The 26,340-nt window shown below is 42.7% G+C and carries 22 protein-coding genes and 1 pseudogene; 11 read left to right on the forward strand and 12 right to left on the reverse strand.

The window, feature by feature from the left end; all coding sequences use genetic code 11:
* Positions 1-275 precede the first annotated feature (275 nt).
* Together F6J99_RS10115 and F6J99_RS10120 are read right to left on the reverse strand one after the other, a co-directional pair.
* Entirely contained in the window at positions 276-425 is a 150-nt protein-coding gene (locus F6J99_RS10115; RefSeq protein ID WP_293112814.1) for a hypothetical protein, read from the reverse strand.
* 177 nt (positions 426-602) lie between these two features.
* Complete coding sequence (locus F6J99_RS10120; RefSeq protein ID WP_293112815.1) at positions 603-755, reverse strand: hypothetical protein; 153 nt, start codon at positions 753-755, stop codon at positions 603-605.
* Positions 756-931: 176 nt separating this feature from the next.
* Here F6J99_RS10120 and F6J99_RS10125 point away from each other — a divergent pair.
* The 3 genes and pseudogenes from F6J99_RS10125 to F6J99_RS10135 all read left to right on the forward strand — a co-directional run.
* Positions 932-1,540, forward strand: a pseudogene (locus tag F6J99_RS10125) (MotA/TolQ/ExbB proton channel family protein); the annotation flags it as partial.
* A 45-nt stretch (positions 1,541-1,585) separates the two neighbouring features.
* On the forward strand, positions 1,586-2,179 hold the full coding sequence (locus F6J99_RS10130; RefSeq protein WP_070391428.1) for a biopolymer transporter ExbD: 594 nt from the start codon (positions 1,586-1,588) through the stop codon (positions 2,177-2,179).
* 170 nt (positions 2,180-2,349) lie between these two features.
* A complete protein-coding gene (locus F6J99_RS10135) occupies positions 2,350-2,523 on the forward strand; it encodes a hypothetical protein (RefSeq protein ID WP_293112816.1) in 174 nt (57 codons plus the stop codon).
* Here the strand turns inward: F6J99_RS10135 and F6J99_RS10140 are convergent.
* The 4 genes from F6J99_RS10140 to F6J99_RS10155 all read right to left on the reverse strand — a co-directional run bounded on the left by F6J99_RS10140 (position 2,520) and on the right by F6J99_RS10155 (position 5,404).
* Positions 2,520-4,355, reverse strand: a complete 1,836-nt coding sequence (locus F6J99_RS10140) for an aspartate kinase (RefSeq protein ID WP_293112817.1) — start codon at positions 4,353-4,355, stop codon at positions 2,520-2,522. The genes F6J99_RS10135 and F6J99_RS10140 overlap by 4 nt on opposite strands.
* Positions 4,356-4,496: 141 nt before the next feature.
* The gene (locus F6J99_RS10145) at positions 4,497-4,628 is read right to left on the reverse strand and encodes a hypothetical protein (RefSeq protein WP_293112818.1); all 132 of its coding nucleotides are present in this window, start codon (positions 4,626-4,628) and stop codon (positions 4,497-4,499) included.
* 66 nt (positions 4,629-4,694) lie between these two features.
* Positions 4,695-5,267 carry a Uma2 family endonuclease gene (locus F6J99_RS10150; protein ID WP_293112819.1) on the reverse strand — a complete coding sequence of 191 codons (573 nt, stop codon included), beginning with the start codon at positions 5,265-5,267 and terminating at the stop codon, positions 4,695-4,697.
* Positions 5,264-5,404, reverse strand: a complete 141-nt coding sequence (locus F6J99_RS10155) for a hypothetical protein (RefSeq protein ID WP_293112820.1) — start codon at positions 5,402-5,404, stop codon at positions 5,264-5,266. The genes F6J99_RS10150 and F6J99_RS10155 overlap by 4 nt, the downstream gene beginning before the upstream one ends.
* 342 nt (positions 5,405-5,746) lie before the next feature.
* Between F6J99_RS10155 and F6J99_RS10160 the strand changes: the two genes are divergently transcribed.
* The 4 genes from F6J99_RS10160 to F6J99_RS10175 all read left to right on the forward strand — a co-directional run bounded on the left by F6J99_RS10160 (position 5,747) and on the right by F6J99_RS10175 (position 8,893).
* A complete protein-coding gene (locus F6J99_RS10160; protein ID WP_293112821.1) occupies positions 5,747-5,926 on the forward strand; it encodes a hypothetical protein in 180 nt (59 codons plus the stop codon).
* 37 nt (positions 5,927-5,963) lie between these two features.
* Positions 5,964-6,797, forward strand: coding sequence for a Uma2 family endonuclease (locus F6J99_RS10165; RefSeq protein WP_293112822.1), 834 nt, complete (start codon positions 5,964-5,966; stop codon positions 6,795-6,797).
* Between the two features lie 237 nt (positions 6,798-7,034).
* On the forward strand, positions 7,035-7,736 hold the full coding sequence (locus F6J99_RS10170; protein WP_293112842.1) for a Uma2 family endonuclease: 702 nt from the start codon (positions 7,035-7,037) through the stop codon (positions 7,734-7,736).
* 308 nt (positions 7,737-8,044) lie between these two features.
* A complete protein-coding gene (locus tag F6J99_RS10175) occupies positions 8,045-8,893 on the forward strand; it encodes an enoyl-CoA hydratase/isomerase family protein (RefSeq protein WP_293112823.1) in 849 nt (282 codons plus the stop codon).
* Between the two features lie 155 nt (positions 8,894-9,048).
* Here F6J99_RS10175 and F6J99_RS10180 read toward each other — a convergent pair whose 3' ends face one another.
* Entirely contained in the window at positions 9,049-10,710 is a 1,662-nt protein-coding gene (locus tag F6J99_RS10180) for a C25 family cysteine peptidase (protein ID WP_075905259.1), read from the reverse strand.
* 436 nt (positions 10,711-11,146) lie between these two features.
* On the opposite strand from F6J99_RS10180, the gene F6J99_RS10185 reads away from it, so the two are divergent.
* On the forward strand, positions 11,147-11,890 hold the full coding sequence (locus tag F6J99_RS10185; RefSeq protein WP_293112824.1) for a hypothetical protein: 744 nt from the start codon (positions 11,147-11,149) through the stop codon (positions 11,888-11,890).
* Here F6J99_RS10185 and F6J99_RS10190 read toward each other — a convergent pair.
* From F6J99_RS10190 to F6J99_RS10200, 3 genes are all read right to left on the reverse strand, one after another.
* The gene (locus F6J99_RS10190; RefSeq protein ID WP_293112825.1) at positions 11,887-16,245 is read right to left on the reverse strand and encodes a caspase family protein; all 4,359 of its coding nucleotides are present in this window, start codon (positions 16,243-16,245) and stop codon (positions 11,887-11,889) included. The two genes, F6J99_RS10185 and F6J99_RS10190, sit on opposite strands and share 4 nt — an antisense overlap.
* 44 nt (positions 16,246-16,289) lie before the next feature.
* Positions 16,290-17,639: a hypothetical protein gene (locus F6J99_RS10195; protein ID WP_293112826.1), complete on the reverse strand. Its 1,350-nt coding sequence runs from the start codon at positions 17,637-17,639 to the stop codon at positions 16,290-16,292.
* 171 nt (positions 17,640-17,810) lie between these two features.
* Entirely contained in the window at positions 17,811-17,981 is a 171-nt protein-coding gene (locus F6J99_RS10200) for a hypothetical protein (RefSeq protein ID WP_293112827.1), read from the reverse strand.
* A 772-nt stretch (positions 17,982-18,753) separates the two neighbouring features.
* On the opposite strand from F6J99_RS10200, the gene F6J99_RS10205 reads away from it, so the two are divergent.
* On the forward strand, positions 18,754-18,879 hold the full coding sequence (locus tag F6J99_RS10205; RefSeq protein ID WP_293112828.1) for a hypothetical protein: 126 nt from the start codon (positions 18,754-18,756) through the stop codon (positions 18,877-18,879).
* Positions 18,880-19,021: 142 nt separating this feature from the next.
* Here the strand turns inward: F6J99_RS10205 and F6J99_RS10210 are convergent, their stop codons facing one another.
* Entirely contained in the window at positions 19,022-19,276 is a 255-nt protein-coding gene (locus F6J99_RS10210; RefSeq protein WP_293112829.1) for a hypothetical protein, read from the reverse strand.
* Between the two features lie 628 nt (positions 19,277-19,904).
* Positions 19,905-23,897 carry a magnesium chelatase subunit H gene (locus F6J99_RS10215; RefSeq protein WP_293112830.1) on the reverse strand — a complete coding sequence of 1,331 codons (3,993 nt, stop codon included), beginning with the start codon at positions 23,895-23,897 and terminating at the stop codon, positions 19,905-19,907.
* Positions 23,898-24,579: 682 nt separating this feature from the next.
* On the opposite strand from F6J99_RS10215, the gene F6J99_RS10220 reads away from it, so the two are divergent.
* Both F6J99_RS10220 and F6J99_RS10225 read left to right on the forward strand, forming a co-directional pair.
* Positions 24,580-26,199 carry a hypothetical protein gene (locus F6J99_RS10220; RefSeq protein ID WP_365973039.1) on the forward strand — a complete coding sequence of 540 codons (1,620 nt, stop codon included), beginning with the start codon at positions 24,580-24,582 and terminating at the stop codon, positions 26,197-26,199.
* Positions 26,171-26,335 (forward strand): hypothetical protein, encoded by a 165-nt coding sequence (locus F6J99_RS10225; protein ID WP_293112832.1) that lies wholly within the window; start codon positions 26,171-26,173, stop codon positions 26,333-26,335. The genes F6J99_RS10220 and F6J99_RS10225 overlap by 29 nt, the downstream gene beginning before the upstream one ends.
* Positions 26,336-26,340: the final 5 nt, after the last annotated feature.

Genomic DNA, 26,340 nt, shown 5'->3' on the forward strand with positions numbered 1-26,340 from the left:
CCATACCAAGTTGCGTGGGTAGGAAAGCCACACCTCCAACTAATGGTTTATAGGACTGGTTTGAAATGCTAATCAGCCGAGACCAGCCAAACTCGTTATCCCCAAGGGCCACATAGGTGCGCTTTCCAAGCGATGCAGCGCGGTCTTGGGGAGGCAGCGCGGTCTTGGGGGTTTCCCCCATGAGCGACTGCCGTGGTTCCCCCCATGAGCGACTGCATCAAGAATGGGCGAGTAAATCGCCCTTGGGTCGCACCTCTTGTTAAGATTTCTCCGGATTAGAAGCAACCGGAGAAGGGGTTTTGCCTATAGACCGGATTGGGGAAGTCTCCGGCTCTGACGTACCAAACAGCGATGCAGCGAGGTCTTGGGGAGGCAGCGCGGTCTTGGGGGTTTCCCCCATGAGCGACTGCCGTGGTTCCCCCCATGAGCGACTGCATCAAGACAGGACTCAATACTCTATAGCTACTATTTATAGTGCCAGATTCTTCCAGAAACCGACTATGGGGATAACCACCCGTTTGATTAGAGTTTTTACTAGAATTTAGGCAATTGAAACGGGCAAGATGCCCATTCCACACTGAAACCAAAAATTGAAGCTTTACCTAATATCGAATTTGCTTATCGTGATCAGACCTTAGCCCCATGGAAATGAAATTCTTCCCTATCTCCCCATCTCCCCATCTCCCCATCTCCCCATCTCCCGTTTCTCCCCATCTCCCCATCTCCCCATCTCCCGTTTCTCCCCATCTCCCCATCTCCCCATCTCCCTGCACTACCTAAGACACTCTGTACCGGATATGCTAAAGTCCAAGTGTAAATTTCCTGACCTAATCAGTTAACTTGTGGAGAATAGGATCAGTTTCTTGGCAAGTGGTTGAAAATCAATAGAAGATTGATAGACCACTGAGTTATTTGGAAGTAAGGGCAAGTCGTGGATATTGTCGAACTTATTGCAAAAGGTGGGATCGCCATGTGGCCTCTGTTGGCTCTATCGATCCTGACTATGGGTACAATCTTTGAACGGATTTGGTTTTGGGCAACTATAGCGTTGAGGGAAGGCATAATTGTTAATCGTGTTCTAGAGGCAGCAGCTGGTAGCTGGCATGTTGCTAGACAGATTGCCCTTGAGTCACGCCGACAACCCATCGGTAGATATTTGTATGCTCCTTTACGACTGAATAATCCTGACCCAGAAGTATTCCGGCTGGCTCTAGAGTCGGCTGCGGATGATGAATTAGCTGCTATGCGACGGGGGGATAAACTCCTGGAAGCTGTGATTGCTCTAGCACCACTGTTGGGATTACTCGGTACAGTGTTGGGCTTGATTAATTCATTGGGTTCCATTCGGATTAGTGACCTTGGCACAGCTTCCACCGATGGGGTGACTCAGGGAATTGGAGAATCTCTGATTAGCACAGCTACCGGTTTGATTGTGGCGATTATCAGTCTGGCTTTCTATCGACTATTTCAGGCTTTTTGGTTTAACCAAGTTAAAGTTTTCCGCAAAGCTGGAAGCGAGTTGGAATTGCTTTATCGACAAGATTGGTTACAACAAGAAGAAAGCTCTTAGTCACAGGAAAAATTTATGACGAAAAAAAAGGATTCAGTTCGTTCCCCGATGGCAGTCCGTCCTCTAAGACTGCGAATGGATAGCTCGCCGGAAGAGGTTCGGGTTGAGATTGTTCCCCTGATTGATGTAATTTTTTGTATTCTGACCTTTTTCATTTTGGCAGCTGTTACCTTATCTCGCCAGCAAGCCCTGAGCGTGGATTTGCCTAAGGCAAGTACTGCTAAGGCTCAAGGACGGGAAATCTTAATGGTTAGCCTCAATGAGTTTGGTCAACTCTACGTTGAACAGGAGCCAGTAGTAACCCAAGAGCAGTTCAAAAAGAAACTGCAGGCATATCGTCAAACCAATCCTTATGGGTTGATGGCTCTTTATGCTTCCAAGGAGGCCAGTTACAACGAGGTCGTTCAGGTATTGGATGTGCTACGACAAGTGGGAGGCGATCGCGTAGCCCTAGCTACTCTACCAGGATCCTCAGGTCAATCCATTGACTTTATTCCTTCCCTGCCATCGGGAACAGGTGTGCCTAAGGTTAACTCTCCTGGAAACAACTCCTCTGATGCTCTTAATGACATATTAAAGTTCTTGCCTGGATCTACCAATAATAAATAAGGTTTTTCGGAAGTGTGGGGAGATAGGGAGATGGGGAGATGGGGAGATGGGGAGATGGGGAGATGGGGATAATTTTAGGCAAATAGTCAGGATTTTCGCGCCTATTTATCGAAACATCCCCTCATATCCGAATCACGAATTGTTAGTCATTGTCTTGATGCAAAGCGCGAGTGGGGGTTCCCCCCATGAGCGACTGCATCAAGAAAGGAAATTTTGGTTTATCCCCCTATCTCCCTATCTCCCTATCCCCCTATCTCCCTATCCCCCTATCTCCCTATCTCCCTATCCCCCTATCTCCCCACACTCCCCTATCTTCCCACACTTCCCCCTCTCTAGAGTCCTAAGCTGGAACCTGGATTTTTTGGCTTCCAGCAAGACCAAAGGCTTTATGAATAGCTTGCAATGCTCGCACTCCTTGGTCTTGGGCAACAACACAGCTAATCTTAATTTCTGAAGTGGCAATCATTTGAATATTGATTTGTTCTTCGGCTAGGGCGGCAAACATCTGTGCTGCGATCCCTGGTTGGTCAATCATGCCAGCACCGACAATACTGACTTTGGCAATATCCGCATCCAGAAGAATTTCACTACACCCAATCACTGGTGCGATTTGTTGTAAGGCTTTCTGAGCCATTTCGGCTTCCCCTTGAGGTACTGTGAAGGCAAGATCCCTGGTGGCAATTCCATTAATGATTCGACAGCGTTGGGACTGGATAATCATATCAATACTAATATTTTGCTCTGCCAAGGTTCCAAATATCTTGGCTGCCATGCCTGGACGATCGGGAATTTCACGAATGGCTAGACGGGCTTGCTTGATGTCTAGGGCTACACCTCGAACGGGGGGGTGGGTGACCGGGATTGAGTGGTCACTATCTCCTGCTTGATCTCGAATGGGTAGATGAATGGGGGTATTGTTGATATCGAAACAGTTACACAAGGCCGCGATCGCGCGATCGCATTCGAGGGCATCAATCACACAGCTGACTTTGATTTCGGAGGTGGAAATCATCTCAATGTTGACACCAGCATCCGCTAAAGCCTGGAACATCTGAGCTGCAACCCCAGGACGTCCAATCATCCCTGCTCCAGTGATCGAGACTTTAGCAATATCCCTACCGACCATTACTTCTGCTTCTTGAGTATCGGGGGTGGTTTGGCGACGCAGGGCGGGAGCAATGGCTTCGGCTACTGCTTCCGCTCGATTGATCATAGCGGTATTGACGGTAAAGGCAATATCATTAGTATTATGTTCGTGAATGGACTGGATAATCAAATCCACATCTAGGTCTTGACCAGCAATTTCACCAAACAACCGTGCTGCTACACCAGGTGAATCGGGCACTCGTAATAGGGCTATTTTTGCCTGGTCGGTGTCATATTCTACGGTATTCACTGGTCGAGCAATTTCTAACCCCTCTAAGGAACGGGGGGGAGAGCTTGGGGAAATTACTCTAGTGCCAGGCTCATCGCTCCAGCTGGATAGTACCACTAAGGTTAAGCCATAGTTGCGCGCAATTTCTACCGCACGGGGATGGAGGACTTTTGCCCCTAAGCTAGCTAATTCCAGCATTTCATCAGCGGTAATTTCCGCCATCAGTTGAGCATCCGGTACGATCCGGGGGTCAGTGGTTAAAATCCCCGGTACATCGGTATAAATCTCACAGCGAGATGCCCCCAGTGCTGCGGCTAGGGCTACGGCTGAAGTATCAGATCCACCCCGACCTAGGGTAGTGATTTCTAACTCATCAGTGCTGGTGATGCCCTGGAAACCAGCAACGACTACAACTTTCCCCTCGTTTAAAGACCGCTCCAGCCGCTGGGTTTCGATTTGCAGAATCCTAGCGCTACTGTGTTTAGCTTCTGTTACAATACCTACTTGAGCGCCAGTCAGGGAAATAGCTGGTTGCTCTAATTCCTGTAGGGCCATGGATAATAGAGCAATGGAGACTTGCTCACCGGTGGATAGCAGCATATCCATTTCCCGACGAGAGGGATCAGGGGAGATGGCTTTCGCTAGTTGTACCAAACCATCGGTAGTCTTACCCATAGCGGACACCACCACTACCACGGAATTGTCTTGTTGGACTGTTTTGAGAATTCGCTGGGCAACGGCTTGTATGCGTTCCACAGAGCCCACCGAGGTACCACCGTATTTTTGGACAACTAGCGCCATAAGCTTATTCCACTATTTGTTTTTTTGTTTGACTCCCGTTTCCAGGATTGAGTTAATTGTAATTACCTGGATACGTTAACAGAAGAGTGAATAATTGTCAACAAAAAAAATTTTTTCAGTCTCTTGTTTATAGGGAAGTAATCAGCTTTCAGTAATCAGCTTTTGGATCTGGGTTGTCAAGTCATCGATTGCAGAAAAAGGCAAGAGGCAAAAGGCAAAAGGCAAAAGGCAAAAGAGATCCGGAGTTTTATTGGACAGAAACAAAAAGACCATACAGGTTTAAAGCAAGATAGCTGACCGCTGATCGCTGACAACTGACCGCTGATCGCTTATAAACCTTCACCAAATTAGGTCAAGATACAGCACAAAACCAGGCAAAACCTCTTCTCCCGATAAACTACTGGGAGACTCTAAAACTTCAACATCTATACTTGGTCGATAAATTTCCACTTGTCGGTCTTTACGATTAATTAACCAACCTAAACGAGTGCCATTGTCTCGGTATTCTTCCATCTTTTTGCGAATTGCTATTAAGGTATCACTGGGCGAACGTAATTCAATCACAAAGTCAGGACATAGGGGCAAAAATTTCTCTTGCTGTTGAGGAGTTAAACTATTCCAGCGTGCTAAGGGTATCCAAGAAGCATCGGGAGAACGGTCTGCTCCATTGGGGAGTTTAAAACCAGTGGAAGAATCGAAAGCAATGCCAGTTCCATCGGAATCACTCCAGTTAAACAACTGTTGGTTTAATCTACCATTCCGGTTTCCTGTGCTGCCGCCAGTAGGTGACATAATAATTAAATCTCCATTAGCATTGCGTTCAAATTTCAAATCGTTGTTGTCTTTACAAAGCTGAAAAAATTGCTCGTCGGTAAGGTTAATTGATTGGAGATCAAGGGTTAAGGAAGTCATGATTGTTTAGGGAAGGGAGTAGGGAGTAGGGAGTAGGGAACAGGGAATAGGGAACAGGGAACAGAGAATAGGCAAGAGGCAAGAGGCAAGAGGCAAGAGCGAAAAAATATTGTGTACCTGATTAGGCTAGAGAGCACTATATTCAAGTTATTTAGCAAAGGGAGTTGGGAGTTGGGAGAAGAAACGTTAAGGTAAATTATAAGTATAAATAATTAAAATTAACGCTATATAGTTTTTTGAGCGATTGACCTTGGCCAAAAGGCCACGCGTTCGCGTTTGGTCACGCTACGCGAGTCACGCGATGAAGCTTCGCTTCCGCTAAAAGCGATCGCGTTTTTGATTCCCAGTGATCAATAACTATTCCGATGTTGCCCTAGAAAAATTGACTACTAATAGAATAGCTAGTATAGCAACTCCGTTATGGCTTTGACATTTATAAAAGCTCAAAAAGGTTTGCTTTTGTAGTAGACTTTTGCCTCTTGCCTCTTGCCTCTTGCCTCTTGCCTCTTGCCTCTTGCCTCTTGCCTCTTGCCTCTTGCCTCTTGCCTCTTGCCTCTTGCCTCTTGCCTCTTGCCTTGCGCGTAGCGCTTTACCATAGTTTGCTCAAAAAAGACAGAACCAACGGCTGGGTTTTTTGGCGAGTTTCAACGATACCTTAGCGATGGGCGTTAAATTTGAGTAGGTAATACCACCACTATGTCTAAAACTATGACCTCTGCTGTTGTGCCTAATACTCCTCCTGTACCGCCAACTCAATATGAACTTCCTTGTGATGACGGTATTCCTATGGAAACGGAACGACATAAACTTCAGATGGAATTGCTGACTGACCCGTTATACCCTTGGTTAGCCCAGCGGGAAGATGGCTATTTTGGGGGTAATATGTTTCTTTATTTCAGTACAGAACAAATTAAGAATCAAGATTTTCGAGGTCCGGATGTATTTGTAGTGCTTGGAGTTCCCAAAGCCGAACGACTCAGTTGGGTAGTTTGGGAAGAAGGTAAAGCACCTGATGTGATTATTGAGCTAATTTCTGACAGTACAGCTAACACGGATAAAACGACTAAAAAAGTAGTTTATCAAGACCAAGTCAGAGTACCAGAATATTTTTGGTACGACCCCTTTAATCCAGAGGATTTTGCGGGATTTAGGTTGCACAATGGCGTCTATCAGCCTTTAACTGAAGATGAACAAGGACGACTAATTAGCGAAAGATTAGAATTAGCCTTAGTTCGTTGGCAAGGGGTTTATAAAAATAATGTTGATACGACTTGGTTACGTTGGGCTACTTTAGAGGGAATTGTGCTACCTACTGCTGAAGAGATAGCTGTGCAAGCTCAACAAGAAGCAGCTCAAGCTCAACAAGAAGCTATCCAAGCTCAACAACAAGCTACCCAAGCTCAACAACAAGCTACCCAAGCTCAACAACAAGCTACCCAAGCTCAACAACAAGCCGCTCAAGCTCAACAACGAGCTGAGCAACTGGCTGCTCGTTTACGAGCTATGGGTGTGGATCCTGATCAAGTATAGCGCTACGCGCAAGTCAGAAGTTAGAAGTCAGAAGTCAGGTGCGTAGGGTGCGTTAGGGGAGGGATTGCCATGATATTCAAGGTCGTAGCCAGTAGCCCCGTAACGCACCACCAAAAGGTAGGAGATGCACTGAGTTTATGATCAATAAATTGGAACGAGTTGCTCCATTTTCCCTACTCCCTACTCCCTACTCCCTGCTCCCTATTCTTCATTATCAGCTCAGGTAAAAGTTTAACAATGGTTCAGCAGATCCAACCAACTACCGATGACATTTTTTATCCCGAAAGTGACGGCAAACCTTTGGCGGACAATACCCTTCAATTTGAACTAATTACTACCATTAAGTCTGGCCTAGACCTTAAATTTAAAGATGACCCCAATGTGTTTGTAGCAGGGGATTTGTTGTGGTATCCAGTAGAAGGACAACCAAAAATTAACCAAGCACCCGATGTGATGGTGGTGATCGGTAGACCGAAAGGGCATCGGCGTTCTTACAAAACTTGGGTTGAAGATAACATTAATCCCCAGGTGGTTTTTGAAATAGCTTCACACACAAACACTATCAAGGAATTAGAAGATGATAAACTCAAGTTTTACCAGAACCATGAGGTAGAAGAGTACTATCTCTATGATCCCAATCGGACAACACTAAAAGGCTGGTTGCGTTCATCAGAAAAGTTAGAAGCTATCCCCCAGATGCTTGGTTGGGTTAGTCCCCGTTTAGGAATTACCTTTGAGTTAGTAGAGTCGGAATTGGTACTGTATTATCCTGATGGTAAGCCCTTTGCGAGCTATTTGGAAATCGTTGAACTCAAAGAGCAAGCTATTGAACTGAAACAGCAAGCGGAGAAAGCTTTAGAGCAAGAAAGAAGTCGTATGACATCATTGCTGGAACAATTAAGAGCGAAAGGGATAAATCCAGAAGATTTTGACCTTTGACTATAGTGTTTGTATCTGGCTTGTAAAGTCAAGGATATTTCAAGGGTTTGAGGCTCCTAATTGTTAAAGGGTTTAATTGGTACAGTTATTAGGGTAACTTCTTGCATGGTTACGAATCAAACCCCTTTTTCAACAGACTCAAAAAGACGATGCGTTAAGTATTCTTTAGCCAAGCTGCGATACTAATTCAGCTATGTTATGATCCAGACTGTCTTAAAACGGCTGATGAGCTTCAGGAGAGTGATCCTGTGATCGGCAAGAATGCCCTCGAAGGATTCTAACATTAACCAACACCAGGAGCAATACCAATGAACTATGAAGGGTTTACAACATTTAACGCTGAAGTTAATGATGGGGTTCTCACTGTCACGTTTGATTATCCACCTGTGAACGTTCAGGGGCTGCCAATGCTTGCTGATCTGAATATGTTAGCTCAGAAATTGGAAGCTGACAGGGATATTAAAGTTGTGGTTTTCCAATCAGCGCATCCTGAGATTTTCGTGTGCCATGCTGATACTAATTTCCTGAAGGATATGTCAGGAAAAGCTGTTTCACGGGACGAGGTGAAGTTGTTAGATCTACAGGTAGTGCTAGAGCGAATTAGCAAACTGCCTCAGGCGACCATTGCCAAAATCGAAGGCTTTGCTAGAGGTGGAGGCCATGAGTTTGCCCTTGCTTGCGATATGCGTTTCGCAGCTCGCGGTAAAGCTAAATTCATGCAGATGGAAGTTGGTATGGGCATCCTACCTTGCGGTGGTGGTGCATCCCGTATGGCGCGCCAAGTCGGTCTTGGTCGTGCCCTAGAGATTGTTCTGGGTGCCCGTGATTTTGATGCTGATGAAGCCGAAAGGGTTGGTACGATCAACCGTGCTTTGGATCCCGAAGAGATCGGACCTTTTGTTGAAGATCTTGCCAAACGTATTGCCCTTTGGCCGTCCGAGTCGATCAATGCCACTAAACAGGCCGTTTATGAGTCTATCGATCTGCCAATTGAAGAAGCCCTGCGCACTGAAGCTTATTGGTTGTATCAAGCAACCAGCCAAACTCCTGCTCTTAAACGCTTCAAGTGGGCAGATGAACAAGGTGCACAGTTTGATATGGATAATCAGCGCTCCTGGCCGGATATGCTGGTCAAAGTTCAGGAGATAAAAGAATAATTGTCCAAGACGGCATTTATTGCAAACATTCTGGCGGGGGCGCATGCCCCCACCATCCTGGGTTTATTGATAACTACTCCGGGTTTATTGACAAGATGCATTTACCCTGGTATCCTGTTTTTGTGTATTTTGAAAGTATTCTGAGCAATTTAAGTTTAGAAATTGTCATTGATTTGTTGACGTAATAAATCATTCTGCTCTCGAAGATGTTTTAGATCTAGTTCCAGTCCATCAACCCGCTGTTTTAGTCTTTTAACTTGTTTTTCCAAATTTGTAACTAAATTCTGAATATCATCTTGGATATCTTGTTTTAGCTCAATTTGTTGCTTGGAGGCTATCTGTTCAGTGTTAGAGATTTCATTTGTTAATCCACAAAGCTTAACTGCTGGATCGCCGACAATCAAATAGTTTCGAGCATCGTTATTGGCTGTCCAGAGATATGCCAAATCTTCATCTTTAACCAAAGTTTTATATTTCATTTCTTCTAACTCATGACTCAAATCAGAAGACAATTCTGCATAACGTTCATTGAAAAACTCTACTGCTGAGCCAATAGGATGACCTTCCATCAAACGTTTGAAAGTACTCTCGAAAACCTCTGTTTGTTGTCCAGCCCGTTTCCATTTAAAGGAATAACCCCAGGCTCGTTCAACATGACCAATTACAGCTAATGCTCCACCTTTAGGGTGGCTCAGAAGACGTTGGGGGAGTTGAGCCATAAAAGCATAGGGAGCAATTTCAGATCTCTGTTGACCAGTCCTATGAGCAAAATCATCCAATTTTGGCGTCCCCGAACTATAACAGGCAAAATTAAAAGCAATTAGTCCATGTATTTGGGCATCATCACCAATATCATCCGCAGAAAAATAATGGATATCAGGGTTTAATTCTTTTTTTTCAGACTCCCGAAATACGCCTGGCCAATCCTGACAAATTAATGCACCTTGATGAAGCAACTGTCGAGGATGATCTTTGGGGAAACACACGCCATGACTCGCTGTAAACAGCAGAGCCGGGGTTTCTGAACCTCCAAGCAGTTGGCTTAGACTAGCTTTTGTTGCCTCTTTGTCCAGCAAGGTTTGAATTGACCAATCTGGCTGATCTATCTTGACCTTATCGGAAAGGGGCTGAACTAAATATTTAAAACTTTGCTCAGTAGCGTAATCACCAGTATTTTTGACTCCAAAAAAGCTAGCTCGACGGTGAAGATTTGGAGGATTAATTTCTGCCTGCACCACACTTTGAGCATATTGGGCATATTTCTCCAATGTATCGAAGTAAATCCGTCCCACAGCATACTGTACATCAAGCTGATATTGAAAGTGATAGGGAATCGATTCTGGATCGCCCACAATTAAGAGATAATAGGGCATCTTATTGGGATTAGCAGGACCTGAGCCAACTCTTTGGCGTGTAAGAAAGTCCACTTTGGATTCATTGGTACGGTAGGCTCTGGAGTCAATATACTCTCGATAGAAGTTTTCATGAACTTGAGTTGCTTGTTGACGACGATGCTGTAATAATTCCTTAAGAGCATCTTTGATTTGTTCTGCTTGTAACCTAGAACTATCTTTATACTCATAGGCAAAAATGACTCCCCAACCTGTCTCAGCCAAATTCTTGGGATCAATCCCTTCAATTGGCCCCATTGGTTGATATTCATCTCTTTCCTTGCGATCTTTAAGTTCTGTCAGATGATGGGAATCAAAATGTTCGCCACGAGCAACATTAGCAATTTTTTTCAAAGAAAAAGGGTGAAAAAAATATTCTCCTGTTGCTCCATTAATTCCGTTAAAATATAGTATTTTTTTGTTCATTTGAATAGAGTTAAAAAATGAAATATAGCTGAGGGGGCGACGAAAGAAGTTAAAACGCAGATTCTATAAGCAATAAGCGCCCTTATACCTCGTTGATAATACTTTCGTTGTCTTGATAATGTATTCAACATTTCTGGGTTTTAGCATAATGATAAGAAAATTATCAATAGGTAAATTTTGTTACACTATCAATAGTTGAACTTTGTTACAAATAGAAGGGAGCAGGTCAAAGTTGCAGAACAGATGAACTATATACTATCAGAGCATGCTCAAAAACACGAACAGGTATAGCTTTAGTACAAATGTTCTGTATAAATGACATGCGCCCCAAATAGAACAGCTACCTTTTTTCTACCACAAAAATCGACTAGCTTGACATACTAAGGATTTCAGGCTATTCTGTCGCCCGTTAAAAAATATAGCTAGAGGAAATACTTTGAATAAACAAACAGTAATGACTCATTTAGGTGCAGTAATTATAGATGGAAAGCTAAATCCTAATTATAATATTGCTTATATTCCTGAATTATTTGGAGATGCCCTTCCGATTGAATCAGTCAGACCTTTTATTACCTGTTTAATTACTCTACCAGGATATAAAGACGCTGAGCTAAATCCCACTTGTCATGGGACAATGCTAACTTGGAAAGAATATGGTCGGTGTGTTGCAACAGCCTTAAAATCTATTAATCAACCATTTACATTAGTTGGTAGTTCTAAAGGTGCAATGATTGCAATTTACACTGCTGTTCTAGTCCCTAATTTGGTTACAAAATTAGTGCTCTATAGAATTCCACGGTTTCAAAGTCTACGTGAAAATCTACAAAAAAAATATGCAGGTATTGCCCAATCTATAATAGATGAGGTCAATTTTTATAAATTTTTAGATAAAATCAGAGACAAGACTTCATATAAAATTTTACAAAATTTGGAGCATACTGGATGGGAAATATCTAAAAAACTTTATATGGGAGCTTCGGTTTCAGAACTTGATCTAGAAGTTTTTAAAAATGTTACTCAACCAATTATTTTGTTAGAACAGGATTTTCTATACGACGATCTACATCCCAAAGAAGCTTTAGAAAACTTACTGAATTATAAGTCTACAAAGACTATCAAAAAAATAGATACTATCGAAAATGCATTTCTAGTTTCTCCTGGAAATCTGTTCGATTCTTAGTTAGATTGTAGAATAGTTAATAAATCTTTGTCTTCATCTCGAACCTCTTGTTGATTATTCTCAATAAAATTACGCGCCCATTCACCTCCTCTTTGTGTTAGTTTATCTAACTCTGATAAATCTATTTCAGTATCATTGGTATTTTCTTCTTCTAGCTTCATCATTTCAACCTGTGCTTTTATATTCCAAATAATAACTACATCATCAACTCCTGCTGATACCATAAATTCTCCATTCTTATGAAAATCGACTGCCATGACTCGATCTGTATGAGCTTCTAAAGTAGATAGCAAAGTTCCTTTCCGACTCCATAGTCTAACGGTTTTATCAGCCCCTCCAGTAGCAATTAGCTTTCCACAGTGGCTAAATACAACATCAGAAACCCGATCTGTATGACCTTCTAGAACTAGAATAGGATCCAAATTTTCTAATGTTTGATTAAATTTCCAAATTTTAACAGTTCTATCTTCACTGGCTGTTCCCATTAATACTTGATCATCTTCTTCACAGTCTGGACTAAATACAACATTCCAAATTTCTTGTTCATGTGCTTTAAGAGAGTTAACTAAAATCCCATCCTGAGTCCATAATTTAATATATCCATCTTTACCGCCTGAAACAATCCACTGACTATCTGGACTGACACTTACGCCTCGAACCTCAGAAGTATGACCGTTTTCTCCTCCTAAAGTAGCGTATTCAATGTATTGATCTCCATTGAGAGTCCATACTCTCACTGTCTTATCTCCTCCTGCTGTAACAATAAATTTTCCATCTGGACTAAAGCTGGGATCACGAATATAGTCTTCATGTCCTTGGAGTGATTGTTTTAGGCAACCATCACTACTCCAGACTTTGACGGTTCGATCGTTTGTGGAACCAACTGTTACAATCAATTCGCCATCTGGACTAAAATTAGCACCATTGACTTTATCAATATGTGCATCGAGAGTTTGAAGATATTTTCCATTTAAATCCCATACGCAAGCTGACATATCCCAACTGCCTGTAACTAGTCGTTGACCATCTGGACTGAAGTTAACATCTAAAACTCGATCCGTATGATGTTTAATTACTGTATGAATTTGTTGATCTAAACTCCATAATCTTATTGTTTTGTCCCAACTTGCAGTTGCTAAGGTTTTATCATCTAGACTAAAACTTAAACTTTTAACACGACTTTGATGTCCCTTGAATGTCTTTAGTAGATTGCCTTGTAAATCAAAGAGTTTAGCTGTTCGATCATCACTTACAGCACCTAAAATAGATCCACTTCTACTAAATCGTAGACAATTGACATGACCATCAAAATCAGTAACTTTTTTAATAATATCTCCATTCTGATTCCAAAAAATCATCGTACAGTCATCACTGCCAGATACAATAAGCTGTCCATCTGGGCTAAATACAACTGTCCTGACTCTGTGCTCATGACCTCTCAACTCTTTCAACAGATTTCCTTCGAGATCCCATAATTTAACAATTCGATCTTCTCCACTTGTTGCTATAATCTCACCATTAGGACTAAAGGTAACACTCCATACTTCTCTTGCTTCACTATTGGGATCTCCAACTTGGATTGTGTTGACTAAATCTCCACTAATTGTCCAAATTTTGACTGTACCATCTTTCCCGGCTGAGGCGATTAGCTGTTTATTTACAGCTACAGCAGTATCGAAAATCCAGCTTTTATGTCCCTTTAAATCTCTCAGACATTCAAACTCAACGGACTCAACTGAGTTTTCTTGTTCATTTAACTGGTATGTAACGTTCCAAATCTTAATTAATTTATCTGAACTACCAGAAACCACTAGAAAACGATTTCTATCTTGCGGAATAATATCAACACTATTAACCCAACCTTTATGTCCTTTTAAATCGGCTAGCAATTTACCACAGTAACTCCAAATCTTAACTGTTTTATCTCCTCCTGATGAGACCACTAAGTTATAATCTGAAGCAAAAATAACATCTTCAATCTGCTGACTATGTCCATGAAATCGGTTACGTTCTTGAATCGTAGAAACAACCTGTCTGAGAGCATCCACAACCTTTCGATTAATTTCCTCAGATTTAGCTTCTAATTCTCTAGTTCGTTTAGACGCTTTTAATGCAGTCACAAGAGAAGAGATCTGATCATTCAAAGATAGTTGTGCTTTTGACAGTGAAACCAAAGCATCAATCTCAGAATATTCTTTGCTGATTAAGATCTTTCTTCTCTCTGCTTGTTGATCTTTTTCATATTTAATACTAAGATTTACAAAATTGAAGGCTTCATCATCTAATTCAACCTTTAACTTTGAATAATACTGATCATATTTTACCTGAGATAATAAGCCACCCATAATTAAATGACTGTCATTATTGGTTGATTTTTTCCATTCTTCAAATTGGTCTTCAATTTTATCTCGTATTTTTCTAATTTCTTGACTGTTACCGAGCCAATTTGCAAAAGTTTTCCAACCTTCAATAAGAGCTTCATGAGCTAGATCAATCTCATCTTTACTTGTTACTAGGAGACGACTTTTGACTAGATATTCAATCAATTCAGAGAGTTGTTCTTGTTTCTCTGAATCTAATTCAATAGTTGATAATAATTTTGCTTTGGGTTGACGTTGACGAGTATCTTTAGTCCCCTCTCCCGTTCGTACCAGTCGCAGAAAGATTCTCCTAATCCATTCTTTTTGCTGCTCATCTCTTAGTTCTCCTGGGAATTCTTCGTAATCCTGTTGATACTGATAAATTTTATCTGCATGGCGGTTTAGTGCGCCAGTCAAGCTACCGATTTGGTTATAGGCTTCTAGAGTTAACAAATTTTGTCCTTGATCACGTTTATCCCAAAGTTGCGTTAATGCAAACTCTAACAAAGGTAAACTTCCCTTTTCTTTTCCTACATCTGTCATTATTTCTCCAATTAATCCTTTCTCCAAACGATATCCTTGCCGTATAGCAGGTTTAACAATCGCTGCTTCTAAGTTTGCTCCTTCTAGGGGTGGCATCAATTGGTTTTGAGTCTGTATCAACTGAGTTAATTTTGAATAATCTAAGCAGGATGATAAAAAATCTGCCCGCATTGTTGTGACAACTTTTAATCGACAGTCAGAAACTGTAACTACCTGAGTTAGCAAGTCAATAAATCGTTGCCGCTCTTGTTCATCAGAACAGACCGTGAAAACTTCTTCAAACTGGTCAACGATGAGAAGAAACTCTTTAGTATCCGGAAGTTGTTTCGTCAGTTCAATCAATCCTTGAGGATGTTTCTCTATTAGCTCTTTGAGTTGTTTTGGTTTTTTTTGACCTTTGAAAAAAGGCTTGAATATTTCCCTTAATTCTTCTAAAGGGAAATCTCCGGGTTTAATCGGTTCTAAAATATGCCAGTTTCCTTCTTCTTCTAGCCAAGGTATTAAGCCAGCCCTAACGACTGAGGATTTACCACTTCCTGATGTCCCAATAATTGGTACAAAATTAGTGTTTTCCAGGCTTTGTTTTATTTTTTCAGTGACTTCTTTTCGACCAAAGAAGAATTCTTTTTCTTCAGATTCAAAAACCTCTAAACCCTGATAGGGACAGAGAATATCTCCATTGTCATCTCTGATAGGTTCTATCGTGGCGAGCTGATGAGGAGAATCATGCTGCACAATTACAATAGAACGTCCACGCCCCATGCGAATAGGTTCCTGTCTGCTCTTGTGGAGGTCTCGATAAATAAAATCAAATAGGCGATCTCCTGTTACTGCACCTTGTTCATCAGCATTACTGTTAGATAATCCTTCTAACAAAGCACCTGTAAAAACACTGTGTTTCTCCCGTTTTTTTACGATTGCTGCTTCACTACTACGACAAGCCGTAATCAGGCAATAATCTGTTTTAGAGCTGAATGCTTGAAGTGAGCTTTCAATTAAGTTTTGTTCTAGAAAAAGACCGCTGTGACAAGCATCCAGTAATAGTACTAGGTTGCTCAAGTTTGATTGAATTATCAGTTTGCTCAGAGCACTGAGGGCTAAACCTCCCTTTTGCGCCGTAATCTTTTCATCTTCCAAAGTTACGGTACAATTTTCAGTTGCTATGTATCCAGTTGGTTCCTCAATATCTAGAGAATCAAAAACTTTAAAGCCATGTCCAGTAAAATAAATTAAAGCTTCATTGAAATCTGCTTTTTTCTGCAAAAACTCTTTCAAAGTATCAGCTATTTTTTTTGTAGTAACGTTATCCGTTAAGACTTTAACATATTTGTATCTTTTATCTTTATTCAGCACCTCTGCAACTGCAGAAGCATCTGTATATGCCTTGTTCAACATCGAAAAATATTTATCATCATATTTTGAAATACCAATTACAAGGGCATATCGTGCCATTTTTTAACCTCCAAAATAGAAAAAAAATTCAACTGTATTAAATTCTATTGACCTATCGCCGCACCCAAAACTGCATGAGCCACTACAGGTTTAAAAATATCACTATGAGAACCTGCTAAACCTGCATTTGGCAGATGTTTACAAATATACTTGCTACTTTCAATGTTATAAACTTTACCTGCTTCAAAGGAATAAGCTATATCCTGAGGTAACATCTCTAGATCGACAATATCTAGTCCTAACCCTCGCGCCCCAAACGTTCCCAGAGCACCATACTTGGGTAATTGCCCTGGTGCAAAATCAACCTCACTCAGAACAACACCTGCTCCCAGTGGATACATTTTACCCACTGCGGTATCGTACTCTGACTGAGTTGTAATAATTGGCCCTGCTACTCGACCCTCTGCAATAATTGAGTGAAAGTAACCGGGTTTTTTGTCTGAAATAACTGGAATTTCAGAGCAGTAAGACCAAAAAGAAAGCGCACCTTGGAGTAGTGCCAAAGAGTTCACAGGTCTTACAAGTTCACCCTTTCCACCTTTACCTGCCAAAATTGCAGAAACGACAATACAACCAAAACTATGACCTTTTAGATGAAATCGTACATTTTCTGGTGCAGCTTCTTGTAGTTGCTTCAATAGTTGAGAACCGCCACTTTCTCCAAATTGACGCGCCCGTTCCTTCATTTTCCAAAAAGAAAGGATTCTCAAAGGTGCAAGTAATCCTCTTAAACTATAGCCACTACCAAAATCAAAGGATTCATCTGCAAACTCTTCCTCAAAAGCTTGGTAGATTTGTTCGGGATCAAAAGGCTCTCGATCATTTCCCGGAGCTGCACCTTCACCGTCATGACCCAAACCAGACAATTGGTTTAGTTCTTCATAAGCCTCTCGCACATTGGAGGGCAGTTCTGGCGGTTCCATATCTTCCATTGCTGCCGATAAAATAGTCTGAAGGGGTTGTTTGGCAACTTCAGTATCTGCTATTCGTTGGTATTGGTTGATCAAGTTTTCCATTGGAGTTCCAGATGTGGCATCAAAAGATACCGCCTGTTCCAAATTCTCGTCTCCCCAGGGCAAGCTAGGCCAATGCAGTCCAATAAATAAAGATTTGAATCCTGATCGAACTTGCTCCATTTTAGCTAAGTCAGTTTTTTGAACAGCGATCGCAGTTAACCAGTTTCTATATTGATGACGGGCAGCTGGAACGTCTCCCATCCAACCGTGACTAAAAATAAAAACATCTGTAATTGGTTCGTTAGCCAAAATTTCTACCAATTTTTGGCTCATCTCACCCCTTTCCTGCTCATTACCATACTGATCAAAAGCTACTAGGTAATAGTTTACGGATTGTCCTCCTTGCAGGACAATTTCAGGTAAATTATCGATAGGCATCTTCTTAAATTTTAAGTCTGTGAGTTCTATTTACTAATCGTCATCTTGCAATGATGAGTGACTAGAAAATACAACCCTTTACACATCCGAGGTTATCCTTGATGAGAGATAAATTATTAACCTATACACCAGGGCTTTTGTGAAGTGCAATTTATACCAAATTAAATGGGATTACCCTGGCAGTAATAGGGCGACAACTTTTGATAAAATCGGCTTGATTTTATCAAAGGTTGTATTGACCTTATCGGCGAATCGATTAGAAATCTGTTGTGCTTGATCTTCCGGCACGTCCACTTCTATCAACGTGCCATCGTCTAACTCAATTAACTTGGTAGCGGTCATGATTATACCTAACTGAACGTCTACTCAACTCCTAAAAGTTGTTTGACCCAGCATTGGTGGGTTAAGGCCAGCAACCTAGCCCTGGCTACAAGGCGAAACAATTAACGCCCCTCTAACGCACCACTAGCAATAGTGTCAAATATGAGATGCACCTGATGTTGAATTCGAGTAGTTTATTTTGTGATGATCAGCTTTGATGGCTATCAATTTGTTATTGATAGCTAATTTACTTTCCAAAAACAGTATTACACACAATTAAGACTATTTTAGTTAACTTATGTTAAGTTTATTAATTTTATAAAAAACTTTGACGAGAGATAATTCACAACAATGAATTAGTCAGGCTTTCAGGGACTTTTGTCTTGGTAGTACGAAGTAGTAAGTAGGGCATAAAGTGTCGATGAATTGCTCTGAAGCAGGGTGAAGTAACCTGAAGTAAATTACAATTACTCTAGTATTTATATTGGAGATGTAAACAAATAATTGCAAGAGTTATAAAACATAAAACTCCGAATAAGTAGGAACCGTAAGGAATACAAAGTTTTTTAGTTTAGCGAAAATCACAATTTACTTTTACAACTCATTTATACACTGAAAAATATCGTACAAATACTCATTGCTAAAGTCCAAGAAATTTGATACCAGTATCAAGACAAATAGGGAGAGGTGAGGTGTTGACTGTAGGGATTGGCCGTAGGCCAGGCTACGCGAACGCATCATCACTACCCAGCCCAAATAGAAAAACCAAATAACCAAGCAGTAAAGTAAGGAAATGCGATTGACCTTTGGTCACGCTACGCGATGCGACCTAGGAGCCGCTAAAAGCGATCGCATTTCCCTGTTCCCTACTCCCTACTCCCTACTCCCTACTCCCTACTCCCTACTCCCTACTCCCTAACAAAAAAAAATAGCCGCAGAAATACTATCCACGGCTAGATGAACCTTATGTCATTCAGATTTCGCACCATACCAGACATGCTCCCATGGGAGCAGCCCCGATGGTTTGCCCAGGGGGCAAAGCCCCCCAGTAACTTAATAGCCTAACCCAGAGTTAGGTACTTGGTCATCATCGTAATAAATTCTCCAGGAAGTCCAGTCGGTTGCAGAGGAGTCCACTCGGAGATTTCCGCATAACCCAGTGCATAGAGGGAATGCATGGTGTTGATGATGCCCTTGCGGGAGCCCCTCAAAATATGCTGAACCGGATATTTTTTGGGAAACGATTCTTGAGGATTATTACTAGGAGTTATATCCTCGGGATTAGTCTCTGGGTTTGGGCGAAATTCGGAATCCATAAGGTTCACCTTTTGCTTGTTGTTTGCATACCATAATCATAATGATTCTAAATTATTTTGTCAAGGGTTTTTAGAAATTTTTTTTTGACAGCAAATTTCGCCCCCCTAGCCCCCCAAATTTGGGGGTAAATTGAGTTAAAGTCCCCCAGAATTGGGGGATTTAGGGGGCAAATTCGTAATTCATAAAAATTCGAGACGCTCTATTGAACGTCTCGAAAAAGCTACTCTTTTCTCGCAGTTATCAGGTACGCTTTTCAACTTCAAAGTCCCCCTTATTAAGGGGGATTTAGGGGGATCAATTTGTACCTTATGGGATATACAATTGCTATATAGCGTTTCTCGCAGTTATCAGGTACGCTTTTCAACTTCAAAGTCCCCCTTATTAAGGGGGATTTAGGGGGATCAATTTGTAACTTATGGGATATAGAATTGCTATATTTTGACTATAGGGTTTTTCATATTTATTAGGTACATTTTGAATTGAGTAGGGATCCCCCCTAACCCCCCTTAATAAGGGGGGGACTTTAAGAAGGGGGAGACCTTAATAAGGGGGGAATATGATTCACGATTCCCTGTTGCCTATTGCCTCTTGCCTATTGCCTCTTGCCTTGGGCGTAGCGCTATAATCCTATTCTATGCCTTCAATCCTATCTTCAACCTCCTGATACAATTCCCGCAACAGCTGTAAATTACTCTCACTGGTTTCCCAATAGCCACGTCCATTAACTTCCAATAACGTAGAGACTACTTTACGGAAGGAATTGGGATTCAAATTCATTAACCGCTGACGCATTTCTTCATCCTGGATAAAGGTAGTATTCACATCTTCATAAACCCAGTTATCCACTGCATCAGCCGTTGCACTCCAACCCATAGTATTCACTAAGCGTTTGGAAAGTTCCCGAACCCCTTCATAGCCATGATTCAACATCCCTTCGTACCACTTGGGATTAAGTAACTTAGTCCGGGCATCTAAACGGACGGTTTCTGATAGGGTGCGAACCTGAGCATTAGCAGTAGTAGTATCAGCAATGTAAGCGGTTGGTTTCTTACCATCGTTGCGCAAGTTTGCTACTACTTTAGTGGGGTCAGAGTCAAAGTAATGAGAAACATCAGTAAGGCTAATTTCCGATGAATCAAGATTTTGGAAGGTAACATCAGCGGTTTTCAAGGCGGACTCAAAAATCTTCTGACTCTGTGCCATGGTGCCTGGGCTATCAGAAGAGAAAGCAAAGGACTTGCGACTGAGATACATATTCTGTAACTCGGCTTCTTCTTCCCAGGTGCTGTTTTCTACAGCTAAATTAACATTGGAGGCATAGGAACCAGACGCATTGGAGAACACCCGAGTTGCAGCTTGCCGTAGATTAATCCCCATCTCTTGAGCTTGTTGCAAACTGTGTTTCCGCACAAAGTTCATTTCCAGGGGTTCATCCGCTTCTGCGGCCATTTTCACCCCTTGGTCTAGTAAATTCATCTGATTGATGAACAAATCCCGGAAGACACCGGAACAGTTTACTACCACATCAATCCGAGGACGACCTAACTCTTCTAAGGGAATTAGTTCTAATTTATTCACCCGTCCCAAGGCATCGGGCACTGGCTTAACCCCGACCATCCATAGAATTTGGGCTAGGGATTCCCCGTAGGTTTTAATATTATCGGTACCCCATAGCACACACGCAATGGTTTCTGGCCAAGCCCCATCATTATCTCGCTTTTGCCGTGCCAAGAGTCGGTCTACTACGATTTTGGCAGATTTCACCGCTGCTAGGGTGGGGATGGATTGGGGGTCGAGGGCGTGAATATTCTTACCGGTGGGTAGCACATCGGGATTTCGGATCGGGTCACCACCAGGACCGGGCAGCACATATTCCCCATCTAAGGCTTGGAGCATTGCTCCTAGTTCGTTGTCTGCTACTATCTGCTCTAAACAGAATTCCAGATAGTCAAACAGAGGCTTGATCGCGTCGGAATCTACTTTGGTGTACCCTACATTGTGCAAGGCTTCTACCCACGGTTCTTTTTTACCAAGGTTGAGGAAGTTGAGTTTAGAGACTGTAGAGACCCGTCCATCGCTGTCGATTTGAGCTTGAACCATAGCACTAACAGCAGCACGGGTAGCTTGGGTGATATCTTGCAACAATTCCACATCAGCTAAGATGCCTTGGTCATTGTTGCTGTAAATTTCATCAATCTCTCGCTCAATACTGTTGGCAATAATCCGGGGTAAACCGATGATTTCGTCTTCGCTACGGTCTAGGTTGGCAATATTGACTAGAGTTGCGATCGCTTCTTCTGCGGTTGGTGGCTTACCAATCACATGCAACCCACAGGGTAACAACCTTGACTCAATTTCCATCAAACGGCGGTACACCTGACCTACCAAAGTATCCCGTTCTTCGCCACTCAGCTCCTTGGCATCTTGCTCGGGCAACGCAATATCTTGATCAAGATTCACCAAGCGGCACTTATCCATAATGGTGTTAACAATAGGAACACCGCGCCCAGTATCTTTAAGAGTTTGATAAGACCCAATTAACTCACTGAGTTCCTTTAACCCCTTATATAATCCAGCATTTTCTGCCGGTGGGGTGAGATAGGATATGGTTTCAGCGTAGCTGCGGCGTTTGGCAATGGTTGCTTCACTGGGATTATTAGCAGCATAGTAATACAGATTGGGAATAGAACCAATTAAATTATCTGGATAACAGTCTCCAGACATCCCCATCTGTTTCCCTGGCATAAATTCTAGAGACCCGTGGGTGCCGAAGTGCAGAACCGCATCCGCTTGCCAGATTTGTTCTAAATAGGTGTAATAGGCGGCAAAGCCATGGTGAGGACTTGCGGAACGGGAGAACAACAATAGCATTGGGTCTCCTTCATACCCAAAGGTAGGTTGTACTCCAATGAATACATTCCCGAAGTGCTTGCCGTAGATTAACAAGTTTTGTCCATCACTATTCAGATGTCCTGGTGGTGGTCCCCAGTTTTCCTCTAAGCGATTGGAGTAGGGAGTAAACCGTTCATACTCCATCACCGACATCCGGTGAGCAATATTCAATTCTGGACTAGCGTACTGAGCTTGGGCATCATGGATCACCTCTTGCATCAGTGCCTCAGCGGATTCCGGCAAGTCTTGGACATCATAACCATTGTTGTTCAGGGCTTCCATCACCTTATAGATGGAACCAAATACATCAAGATAGGCCGCTGTCCCAACATTGCCTTTATCTGGGGGAAAGCTAAAGACTGTGATGGCAATTTTCTTATCAAGCTTGGGCTTACGGCGCAAATTCGCCCACTTCATCACCCGTCGGGCTACTGATTCAATCCGGTCCTGTAACGCAATGGATTTTCCAGTTGCGCCATCCCGTCCGGATAGGATAATTGGTTCAATGGCACCATCCAGCTCTGGAATGGCAATTTGCAATGCTACTTGAATCGGGTGCAGTCCCAAGTCACTATTTTCCCACTCTTCCGTAGTTTGGAAGACTAAGGGAAGTGTAACCATATAGGGGCGATTGAGGCGTTTTAAGGATTCAATTGCTTTGGGATGGTCTTGCCGTGCTGGACCTCCTACTAGAGCAAAGCCGGTTAGAGATACCACAGCATCCACTAAGGGGACTACGGTTTTGCCATGTTCCTCAGAAAAATAGGTATCTACAGGTTTAGAGAAATCCAGACCACCAGCAAATATGGGAATCACCCTTGCTCCCATGGCTTCCAGTTCCTGCACCATGGCTACATAATGGGCATCATCCCCTGTAACTAGGTGAGTGCGTTGCAGGACTAAACCAATACAGGGAGCAAGAGGGTCTTTTAAGTCTGTTGAGATATCCTGACGGCTACTATACCAGTTCAGGTATTCCTTGACATCTTCAAACATTTGTGGTGCTAGAGGATGCCAAACCCCCATATCTGGATAAACTACTGGGTCTTTGAATTGGACAGAGGTTTCGCTGTTTTTCTTCTCGCGCTTAAAGACATACTTATCTGCTAGCATCAGCAAGAAGTTTTCCAGGTTATCAGAAGACCCCCCTAGCCAATACTGGAAACTCAGCATGAAGTTGCGAGCATCCTGAGCTTTGTCCATGGGCATATACTTCAGGACTTTCGGTAAGGTCTGCAACAGCTTGAGCATACTGTCTTGGAAAGAAGACCCAGATTTTTTCTTGCGCTTACGCATGAATTGTGCGATCGCACTCTTGGATTGACCCAAATTGGCCATGGAGAAGCTACCTAATTTATTCAGGCGCATCACTTTAGGCATTGATGGAAATACTACTGCGGCATCCAAGCGATCGCGATGGGGTTGTACAGCGGCTACTACCTTCTCGGCCAAGTCTTCTATAAAGATTAGTGAAGCGATAAAGATATTGGCTTCTGCTATATCCCGTTTAAAGTCTTCATAGTTTTCTGGGTCACGGAGTTCCTCAATGAGGTAACCGCTGATTTCAATAGCGATATCCGGTTGATTTTGATTGATTGACCGAACAGCAGCTGATAATGCACTTTGGTACTGCGGTTCTAGCACGACATAGACCACCTTCAGCAAATGACGCCCATTCAAGGGTTCCGGGGTGATGTGTCTAATGGTGGACTTGACGTGAGTGAACATGTGGCTAGATCTCCTTCCTGATTATTCGTTATCTGTGCCTTACCTTGAGTGGCGGTAAGTGGCTGATCACCTTTGATAGTTTTGATCGTATTTAGATTTTATTGACAGATGTGCTATCGAACGTCTCTACCAGTGACCACTCACTCTTGGTTGAAATAGTTTTGTTTTGCCAACTAAAGAGTTTCTATCAAAAAACGTATACTTTCAGGGAGTTCCAGCGGTTATCTGATACAATTCGATATAAAAATTACGGGTTTTTGTAATATTACTTAACAATTATTGAAGTGCTAAATCCGCTTAGCTTAAAAAAACTAAACAATAAAAATCCTTGACAAAGGTAACCTTAGCTGTATATATAAGGATATTTTATCGATTTATACAACTATTACTTATCGTTACTACTTAATCATTACTTAAGATTTTGTAGTCAGCCGTCAGTGGTAAGCAGTCAGCACTCAGCAGTCAGCAGTCAGCACTCAGCGGTCAGTGGTCAGCAGTCAGCACTCAGCATTTGACTGAAAGCTGAACGCGCACGCGTGGGCGTAGCGCATAAGCTGATAGCTGATAACTGATAGCTGATAGCTGATAGCTGATAGCTGATAGCTGAAAGATGATAGCTGATAGCAAGCCAGATAGTGATAATTAGGAGTGGGGAAGAGTGCCAGCAGCAGATATTTTAGTTATGTCCAATGGCCCAGGAGAGTTGACCACCTGGGTGCGACCAGTGGTAAAGGCATTGCGGGAAACTCTAGGGAATGACCGTTCATTACTCCGGATATCGGTAGTGCTATCTCCTTGCCCTCATGCCACGGGCAAAGAAGATGCGATCGCAAAATCCTACCCAGAAGTAGACCGGGTTCAGGCAGCGGAGGATTTTTTACCATTCTTGTTGTCGGGTAAGACAGCTGAAAACTGGGACTGGCATCCACAAGGGGTTGTTCTATTCCTAGGGGGAGACCAATTTTTCCCAGTAGTGATTAGTAAGCGCTTAGGGTATCGCAGTGTTGTCTATGCCGAGTGGGATGCTCGTTGGTACCGCTGGATTGACCACTTTGCAGTGATGAAACCCGATATTATCGCTCAAGTGCCTAAGAAATATGCCCACAAATTCACCATAGTGGGGGATTTAATGGCAGAGATTAGAGGGTTACAGGTTAATAAGGGGTTACAGGTTGCAGGTTCTCAGGTTAATCAGGAGCTACAGGTTACTCAAGGGTTACAGGTTACAGGTTATCAGGTTACAGGTTCAACGGAAGATACCCTTGAACATTCCACTGAAGTGATCGCACTATTACCGGGGTCAAAACCAGCCAAACTAGCTCAGGGAGTGCCTTTGTCTTTAGCGATCGCTGAACACATCCACAGGGCTAGACCCCAAACTCGCTTTGTGATTCCCGTTGCTCCTACCATAGATCTCAAAACATTAGCCAAATTTGCCAATCGAGATCACAATCCCATCATTAACAAGACAGGATGGTCAGAGGCACAACTTATTAGACTTCTTGCAGAAGTCGGGAACAGGGAACAGGGAACAGGGAACAGGGAACAGGAAACAGGGAACAGGGAACAAGAATTGAGGCCAAGGGATGCAGCGTGGTCTTGGGGGTTCCCTCCAGGAGCGACTGCATCAAGAACACGATCAGAACAATACTTTTGCAAGAGGTCTATTTATCAACAGTCGCCTTTTAATCGAGATAACCTTCAACCAGCTAACCTTGGCCAAAAGGCCACGCTACGCGAACAACCTTCAACCCTTAAACCTCCTAACCTTCAACCAAATACCCCGCCCTCGCAACTATTCCTCCAAACCCCCAGTGGCTTGTGTGTAGAACTCTGGGATTCCTTTCCGGCCTATGAGTTGTTATCACAATGTTGTCTTTGCTTAACCACAGTGGGAGCGAATACTGCTGAATTGGGGTCTCTGGCGGTACCCATGATTGTGCTGTTGCCGACGCAACAGTTAGATGCCATGCGGGCTTGGGATGGCTTACCCGGTCTATTGGTCAAGTTACCAGGAGTAGGGTCTAGCCTAGCGAAAGTGATTAACTGGTTGGTGCTAGGGCAAAAGCGTCTGTTTGCATGGCCCAATATTTGGGCAAAAAGAGAAATTGTGCCAGAATTGGTAGGGAAACTTGAGCCGGTTGAGGTTGCCCAACTTGCCCTAGACTATCTAGAGCATCCAGAGAAGTTGTCCGAAATGCGATCGCATCTCAAGAGTGTTCGCGGAAAACCAGGAGCTGCCCAAACCTTAGCTCAATTGGTTAAACAAGAACTTGACAAAGACTTTATATCGGGTACCTAAATCAATTCTGATAATTTTTGATTCCCGACTCCCGATTCCCGATTCCCTACTCCCGATTCCCGATTCTCTACTCCCTACTCCCGATTCCCTACTCCCTACTCCCTACTCCCTACTTTACCTTGACTTTCCCAGTTAGATGGG

The sequence above is a fragment of the Moorena sp. SIO4G3 genome (assembly GCF_010692305.1).
GTDB classification, from domain to species: Bacteria; Cyanobacteriota; Cyanobacteriia; order Cyanobacteriales; family Coleofasciculaceae; genus Moorena; species Moorena producens_A.

Excerpts from the sequence above, each read along its gene's own strand:
- F6J99_RS10180 (WP_075905259.1), bottom strand. The coding sequence starts at position 10,710 with ATGAACAAAAAAATACTATATTTTAACGGAATTAATGGAGCAACAGGA.
- F6J99_RS10200 (WP_293112827.1), bottom strand. The coding sequence starts at position 17,981 with ATGACCGCTACCAAGTTAATTGAGTTAGACGATGGCACGTTGATAGAA.
- F6J99_RS10145 (WP_293112818.1), bottom strand. The coding sequence starts at position 4,628 with ATGGTCTTTTTGTTTCTGTCCAATAAAACTCCGGATCTCTTTTGCCTT.
- F6J99_RS10175 (WP_293112823.1), top strand. The coding sequence starts at position 8,045 with ATGAACTATGAAGGGTTTACAACATTTAACGCTGAAGTTAATGATGGG.
- F6J99_RS10170 (WP_293112842.1), top strand. The coding sequence starts at position 7,035 with ATGGTTCAGCAGATCCAACCAACTACCGATGACATTTTTTATCCCGAA.
- F6J99_RS10150 (WP_293112819.1), bottom strand. The coding sequence starts at position 5,267 with ATGACTTCCTTAACCCTTGATCTCCAATCAATTAACCTTACCGACGAG.
- F6J99_RS10220 (WP_365973039.1), top strand. The coding sequence starts at position 24,580 with ATGTCCAATGGCCCAGGAGAGTTGACCACCTGGGTGCGACCAGTGGTA.
- F6J99_RS10115 (WP_293112814.1), bottom strand. The coding sequence starts at position 425 with ATGGGGGGAACCACGGCAGTCGCTCATGGGGGAAACCCCCAAGACCGC.
- F6J99_RS10120 (WP_293112815.1), bottom strand. The coding sequence starts at position 755 with ATGGGGAGATGGGGAGAAACGGGAGATGGGGAGATGGGGAGATGGGGA.
- F6J99_RS10205 (WP_293112828.1), top strand. The coding sequence starts at position 18,754 with ATGCGATTGACCTTTGGTCACGCTACGCGATGCGACCTAGGAGCCGCT.
- F6J99_RS10165 (WP_293112822.1), top strand. The coding sequence starts at position 5,964 with ATGTCTAAAACTATGACCTCTGCTGTTGTGCCTAATACTCCTCCTGTA.
- F6J99_RS10190 (WP_293112825.1), bottom strand. The coding sequence starts at position 16,245 with ATGGCACGATATGCCCTTGTAATTGGTATTTCAAAATATGATGATAAA.
- F6J99_RS10140 (WP_293112817.1), bottom strand. The coding sequence starts at position 4,355 with ATGGCGCTAGTTGTCCAAAAATACGGTGGTACCTCGGTGGGCTCTGTG.
- F6J99_RS10195 (WP_293112826.1), bottom strand. The coding sequence starts at position 17,639 with ATGCCTATCGATAATTTACCTGAAATTGTCCTGCAAGGAGGACAATCC.
- F6J99_RS10130 (WP_070391428.1), top strand. The coding sequence starts at position 1,586 with ATGACGAAAAAAAAGGATTCAGTTCGTTCCCCGATGGCAGTCCGTCCT.
- F6J99_RS10215 (WP_293112830.1), bottom strand. The coding sequence starts at position 23,897 with ATGTTCACTCACGTCAAGTCCACCATTAGACACATCACCCCGGAACCC.
- F6J99_RS10210 (WP_293112829.1), bottom strand. The coding sequence starts at position 19,276 with ATGGATTCCGAATTTCGCCCAAACCCAGAGACTAATCCCGAGGATATA.